The organism is Pseudobacteroides sp., assembly GCF_036567765.1.
Classification (GTDB): Bacteria; Bacillota; Clostridia; order Acetivibrionales; family DSM-2933; genus Pseudobacteroides.
Genome location: NZ_DATCTU010000134.1, coordinates 1 through 5,137, shown reverse-complemented (window position 1 = coordinate 5,137; position 5,137 = coordinate 1). Strand labels below are relative to the sequence as shown.

Genomic DNA, 5,137 nt, shown 5'->3' with positions numbered 1-5,137 from the left:
GCAAGCGGCGTTAATGGAGGATTACAAAGTATCAGAGATAGTATTAACGCCAAACAACAGAGACCCGAAAAAAGGAACGTTTCTCAGGATAGGAGGGATAAAGCACGGAGCAAATATAGAGGACTTGGGAAATTGGTTCTGGTTCCTATGTAACGACGATGGGGACTTAATGACAAAAGTTTTGAAGAAAAATGAAAGAATAGTGAGATATTAAAAAAGGAAAGGAGGTGAAAAATAATGCCATCAGTGAGATACAATTTCCCTATCAAATCAAAGGTGAGAGTTGGAAGACTGATTCAGTATCCGTTCGTGTCGTGCTATCTTGCAGACGATACAGCAGCGCAGGCATTTGCAACGTGGCTTGAATCAAAACTGGCCAATGAAGCGCAGGTAGGAATCACAAGAGTGGTTCTTGAAGGACAGGAAGGGGAGATACAGACACCAGCGAACATAACGGATACAGAAGATAAGCAGATGATTCTGCATATGACAGGCAATCCGAAAAAGAAGGTATTTCTTACAATACCAGGATGTAAGTGCGGTGCCGACCTTTCTTCAATCTCAACACTCGGTGTAACCGATGATGCAGGAAATGCTATGACAAAGGTTCTTGACCAGAAGGTTCTTGGCAAGAATGTCATTGCAGGAGGTCCATACTAAAGAACACCTCACGCCTTAAAAAGAGGGAGGAGCAATCTTCTCTCTTTTTTTTATTTACAGCGAAGCAAAGAAAAATAAGGTGCAGGCGGGAGGCTCGTGCAGGCGGTGCATATAAAGGAAGGTGGGTAGGATAGATGAAACCAGGCCGGAAATATGAGGGTAATTAAAGGACACCTCAGACCTTCTGAAGGGTCCTGAAAAATGAAACTTCCTGGAAGTTGTGAATTTATTCACGAGTTCCAGGAAGTAGGCTGTCCTGCGGACAGAAGTAAAATGCTAAGGTTTTTAAACGGCAGGAAGGAAGTATCTGGTAATTTCTTGCAGAGAAGAGAACTTGGGTTCAGAATAGAAAACTTTCCTTCCGTTCATAGTGGCGTATTTTGTTTCCTTTACATAGAAAGGAAGGAAGACAGATTTTTTTGTTTTGGCAAGCTCTCGGGCTACGGTGAGGTTGACGGGATTGTGAATGTTAATGATAATGCCATCAGTGGGGTTTTGCTCGATGACGTTGAGTATTTCGGAAGTAGATTTCTCAATAGTGGAATCATCACATATTGAGATATTCAGGGCATTGCTGAGAGTTTTTTTGTCCACATCGGATAAAGAAATAATGTCGATACCAGGAGAGGAATATTCATCACTTTGTTTCCAGGTAAGATTCAAGAGTCTAACATTTGACATAAAAAAATACCTCCTATTGAATGATAGAAAGTATTTTCGATAGGGGAGGGGATATTCCTTTAAATTTCGGAATTTTCAGATATTTTTTTATTGAGAATGGAAATAGCATCAAGAAGAGAGGTTTTAGCGGTTTCAATCTGTTGAGAAATTGCATTAGTGTTTTTGATTTTTTTGAGAGTTTGAAGATTCTTGAAACATGCTTTCTGAAGGTCAATAAGAGTCATAATGTTTTCGCTCATAGGTCCTCCTGTAATATTGATAAAGTAATAATAATATAATATAATTAATATAAAAAGTAAAGGGAGGAAAAAAGAAAAAACGAAATTATTTTCTCAAGGAAAACTAAGAAAAGCTGAAGAAGTTTTGGATGTGGTCTTGTTAGGTTTACTACTTGTGCCTAAGTCGTTTTTCTGGAGGGAGGTGAAAACTTGGATTTTATAAATACTCTGGTGGAAATGAAGAAAAGCGGGATAATGGATTCAAAGATAAAAGAATTGCAGATGGATGGAGAGTTCATAGGGTTCTTTGTGGAACTTGGAAGAAACGGGGAAACAGGAACATCAGAAGATGGCGTAGTTATAAGGGGTTGTGAAGCAGATGATGAATAATGGCGTGGTTATAGGAAATGGCCCATGTTGCCACAAAAAGGGGTGTTTTAGGGGGGGTTAGGTAAAAATGGGCAGGTAGGTATTAACCAGGGCGCTAATCGAGAAATGGCTTAACGGCAAGGAAAGAAAGGGCTGAAAAAAATAACGCTGAAAGGATAGAAAAAACAAAGTTGGAAAAAGTGGAAGTATCAAACATACACGAACAGGAAGTCGGAGTATTAGACAAATATATATTTGGCGACATTCGGTTTTCCGCAGAGCAACAGGCGGTGGAGGAGTCGTCTTCGTCAAATAAATGTAAGGCGACTTTGAAGAGATTTAGAGTTACAAATACATTAACGGGAGAAATAAAGACCTTTATAAAGGGAAAAGGAGACCCGCAGAGGAGCAGAATTAGAAATAAGGTAAAAGCGTTTGTGGATTACAGTATGGATAAAAAGAATGGACACAAAGGAATCTTTCACTGGGTATTCGGGACAGATAGGGAAATGGATGACTGGGAAGAATTTTCGGGGTGGGCGCAGGAATTAGGAAGGATATTTCGTTCACAATATGTGCAAGTGATAGAGGTAGGGGAGAAGGGAAATAAACTACACATACATCTGCTATGTAATGAATGGTATGATGTAGAAGAATTAAGGCCGATGTGGTGGGAAATAACTGGAATAAAAGGGGCCCACGTTAATGCGAGAAAAGGAGATATAGGGGCCAGCGGATATTTGTCAAAGTATTTGACAAAGGATAAAAATATGAGAAGAGGAAGGAGAATGTTCAGAACAAATAAAGGACTCGAAAAGGAAATAGAAAATTATTTCGAAGAAAAAAAAGGAGAAGTTTGGGTATGCCTCGAATAGATTTTCTAAAGAAATAATTCGAGGGAAAAATGGCAGAAGTAATAACAACACAAGCAATAAGTGGAATAGTGAAAGGAATCCCATCAGGAAATATATATTTTCTGGTGGGATTCGTGTTTGTATACGATACAGCCACAAAAAAGCTGGAAACAAGGATAAAGGCATATGACCAGAAGGGAAAATTCCTTGATTTAAGGCAGGATGAAGTGGAGGTAATACACTGATATGATGAGTGATAAAGAAAAAGAAGAAATGGAGAAGACATTAAAAAAGGTAGTGCAGGAAGCGTCGGAAATGGTGAAGGAAGGGTATAACTACAGGATAATTCACGCAACAGAAAGAGAGATAGTAATAAACGTATGTCGGTCTGTTTAATAGCTGGGTGGTGGTCAAGTGCGGGGCCATGGTTTGTTCAAGAGTTCGGAGCATTAAATGTGAAAGTTGATACTCTGCAGACAGAGCTAGATACAGTGAAAAGTAGAGTAGATGAGATATTCACAGGAATGACAACTATTTGTGCAAATCAAATAATAGATAAGAAAATGGAAATGAAGCAGATAAAGGCATATTTGGAAGAAAAGTATAGAGAATTTATGTGGCAAAATGCGGTGGTAGATAATTACTACGAAGAAGCAGAAACACAGCCAGCAGGAACACAAAAAATGCATAAGCAGGATATGTTCTATTATCCCCAATATGGAGGGGCTGCAGTAGGGCATATGCTGAAAGTAAAGAGAAAGATAACAGTAGCAATAGATGATAATGGAGGAATGAAACAAACAGTAGATGAAAGAAGTTGTTCGTTCGAGGCAATACCTCAGAATGGGTGGTGGGGAGGATACTTAGAGAAAGATAGTGAAACATTCACAAATACATTAATGGAAATAGATGTAAGTTTCTGGGTAATGGCGCCGAAAAAATCAGAATTGGCGTGGTTCAATTACTTGTTTAACTTTACAGAGCAAGGAAATTCAGATTTAAGCACAAAAATGAAATTATATCCACAATATTCAACGATATATGGAATGGATTTTACAAAGATGTTCGGATTCAAATCATCAGGGTCAAATGTGAATGATGAATGGGTGTCGCAATGGTGGAAAATACTATTGCCTGAGTGGAATAGTAAAATGGGAGGTCCCAAGTAATGTATTATTGGACACCATATTTAGATAAAATGAGTCATTATACACAAATAAAAGATGGATACCTGAATAAATGTATGATGGCTCAAATGTTAAGTAATTACGCAGAGAAAACAAATACAAATACATTATTGATGAAGGATAGTGTATATAGAGGTTCAGCGCCAATAGGGATAAAATTTGCGTTTGATTATCTACAGCAATACGGTGGAGTAGCAGTAACAATTAATCAAGAAGCGTTTGTAAGCCCATCAGGAGGGGAGATATTTCCAGGGCAATTAACAACAAATTACTTCACTGTAAGCGAACAAGTATGGAGTAACAGATGCATAGGGTGGAGTCGGGATAATAGCGGGATAATATCTTGGCATAAAGAAGGGGCCAGCGTGGAAGTGGTAATACCACCAGGAGGAATGAATACAATAAATTGCCTGGATGCAACTTGGCGACTAACAGGATATGTATGGATGCCAGCAATATCACCTTCAGTATTTATAAGGAAATGGGGAGAGTTGATGACGGGGGAAGAAGAAGGGCTGGCGAAAAATTCACAGGAATTGATAAAAACAACAGATACAGGGGAAGCAGGAATAGATCCTTCGAAATTATGGGGTTTTAAGTCAATAGGAGCAACAGAAAATGATGAATGGACAACAGAATGGTTAAGAGAATTGCTACCACAATGGATGTCAAATTTAGGAGGTCCAAGATGACATTGAATGAAATGGAAAGAATGTTTCTGGCAATACAGGAATTTTGGACGGCAGGAGTAACAATTTATGGGTTTATAAAAGAAATCATAAAGAGATTCAGAAACTGGAAAAAGGAAGGGTATAAAATAGAGGTAAAAGAGAATGAATAAATATCTTATAAGGATATTTAATGACGAAAAAAGCTACTATGGAAGGTTTAATAACCTAGACATAGGTGATGATAAGGCATTGCTGTTATACACTTGGGTAATGGCAAATGTAGCAAATGGACACGGAATAGAACTATTCAAGGCAGTTAATGACTTATCAGGAAATCCTTGCAGAAAGGAATATCAGCAAGCGGCGTTAATGGAGGATTACAAAGTATCAGAGATAGTATTAACGCCAAACAACAGAGACCCGAAAAAAGGAACGTTTCTCAGGATAGGAGGGATAAAGCACGGAGCAAATATAGAGGACTTGGGAAATTGGTTCTG

General features: G+C 38.5%; 12 protein-coding genes. 11 read left to right on the top strand and 1 reads right to left on the bottom strand.

Annotation, left to right across the window (positions count from 1 at the left end; translation table 11 throughout):
• From VIO64_RS22910 to VIO64_RS22900, 3 genes are all read left to right on the top strand, one after another.
• Positions 1-214, top strand: a 214-nt coding sequence (locus VIO64_RS22910) for a hypothetical protein (protein WP_331922073.1), incomplete at its 5' end; no start/stop codon positions are given.
• Between the two features lie 23 nt (positions 215-237).
• Positions 238-660, top strand: coding sequence for a hypothetical protein (locus tag VIO64_RS22905; protein ID WP_331922072.1), 423 nt, complete (start codon positions 238-240; stop codon positions 658-660).
• A gap of 201 nt (positions 661-861) precedes the next feature.
• On the top strand, positions 862-1,218 hold the full coding sequence (locus VIO64_RS22900) for a hypothetical protein (protein WP_331922071.1): 357 nt from the start codon (positions 862-864) through the stop codon (positions 1,216-1,218).
• A gap of 182 nt (positions 1,219-1,400) precedes the next feature.
• Here VIO64_RS22900 and VIO64_RS22895 read toward each other — a convergent pair whose 3' ends face one another.
• A complete protein-coding gene (locus VIO64_RS22895; protein WP_331922070.1) occupies positions 1,401-1,580 on the bottom strand; it encodes a hypothetical protein in 180 nt (59 codons plus the stop codon).
• 189 nt (positions 1,581-1,769) lie between these two features.
• Here VIO64_RS22895 and VIO64_RS22890 point away from each other — a divergent pair, with 189 nt between their 5' ends.
• The 8 genes from VIO64_RS22890 to VIO64_RS22855 all read left to right on the top strand — a co-directional run.
• The gene (locus VIO64_RS22890) at positions 1,770-1,949 is read left to right on the top strand and encodes a hypothetical protein (protein ID WP_331922069.1); all 180 of its coding nucleotides are present in this window, start codon (positions 1,770-1,772) and stop codon (positions 1,947-1,949) included.
• Positions 1,950-2,119: 170 nt separating this feature from the next.
• On the top strand, positions 2,120-2,803 hold the full coding sequence (locus VIO64_RS22885; protein WP_331922068.1) for a hypothetical protein: 684 nt from the start codon (positions 2,120-2,122) through the stop codon (positions 2,801-2,803).
• Between the two features lie 29 nt (positions 2,804-2,832).
• Positions 2,833-3,027, top strand: a complete 195-nt coding sequence (locus VIO64_RS22880) for a hypothetical protein (protein ID WP_331922067.1) — start codon at positions 2,833-2,835, stop codon at positions 3,025-3,027.
• A gap of 1 nt (position 3,028) precedes the next feature.
• Positions 3,029-3,178, top strand: a complete 150-nt coding sequence (locus VIO64_RS22875; RefSeq protein WP_331922066.1) for a hypothetical protein — start codon at positions 3,029-3,031, stop codon at positions 3,176-3,178.
• The gene (locus tag VIO64_RS22870) at positions 3,163-3,951 is read left to right on the top strand and encodes a hypothetical protein (RefSeq protein ID WP_331922065.1); all 789 of its coding nucleotides are present in this window, start codon (positions 3,163-3,165) and stop codon (positions 3,949-3,951) included. The genes VIO64_RS22875 and VIO64_RS22870 overlap by 16 nt, the downstream gene beginning before the upstream one ends.
• Positions 3,951-4,661, top strand: a complete 711-nt coding sequence (locus VIO64_RS22865) for a hypothetical protein (protein WP_331922064.1) — start codon at positions 3,951-3,953, stop codon at positions 4,659-4,661. The genes VIO64_RS22870 and VIO64_RS22865 overlap by 1 nt, the downstream gene beginning before the upstream one ends.
• A complete protein-coding gene (locus VIO64_RS22860; RefSeq protein WP_331922063.1) occupies positions 4,658-4,810 on the top strand; it encodes a hypothetical protein in 153 nt (50 codons plus the stop codon). Before VIO64_RS22865 ends, VIO64_RS22860 begins: the two co-directional genes overlap by 4 nt.
• A partial coding sequence (locus VIO64_RS22855; protein ID WP_331922062.1) for a hypothetical protein occupies positions 4,803-5,137 on the top strand: 335 nt, incomplete at its 3' end. The genes VIO64_RS22860 and VIO64_RS22855, both read left to right, overlap by 8 nt.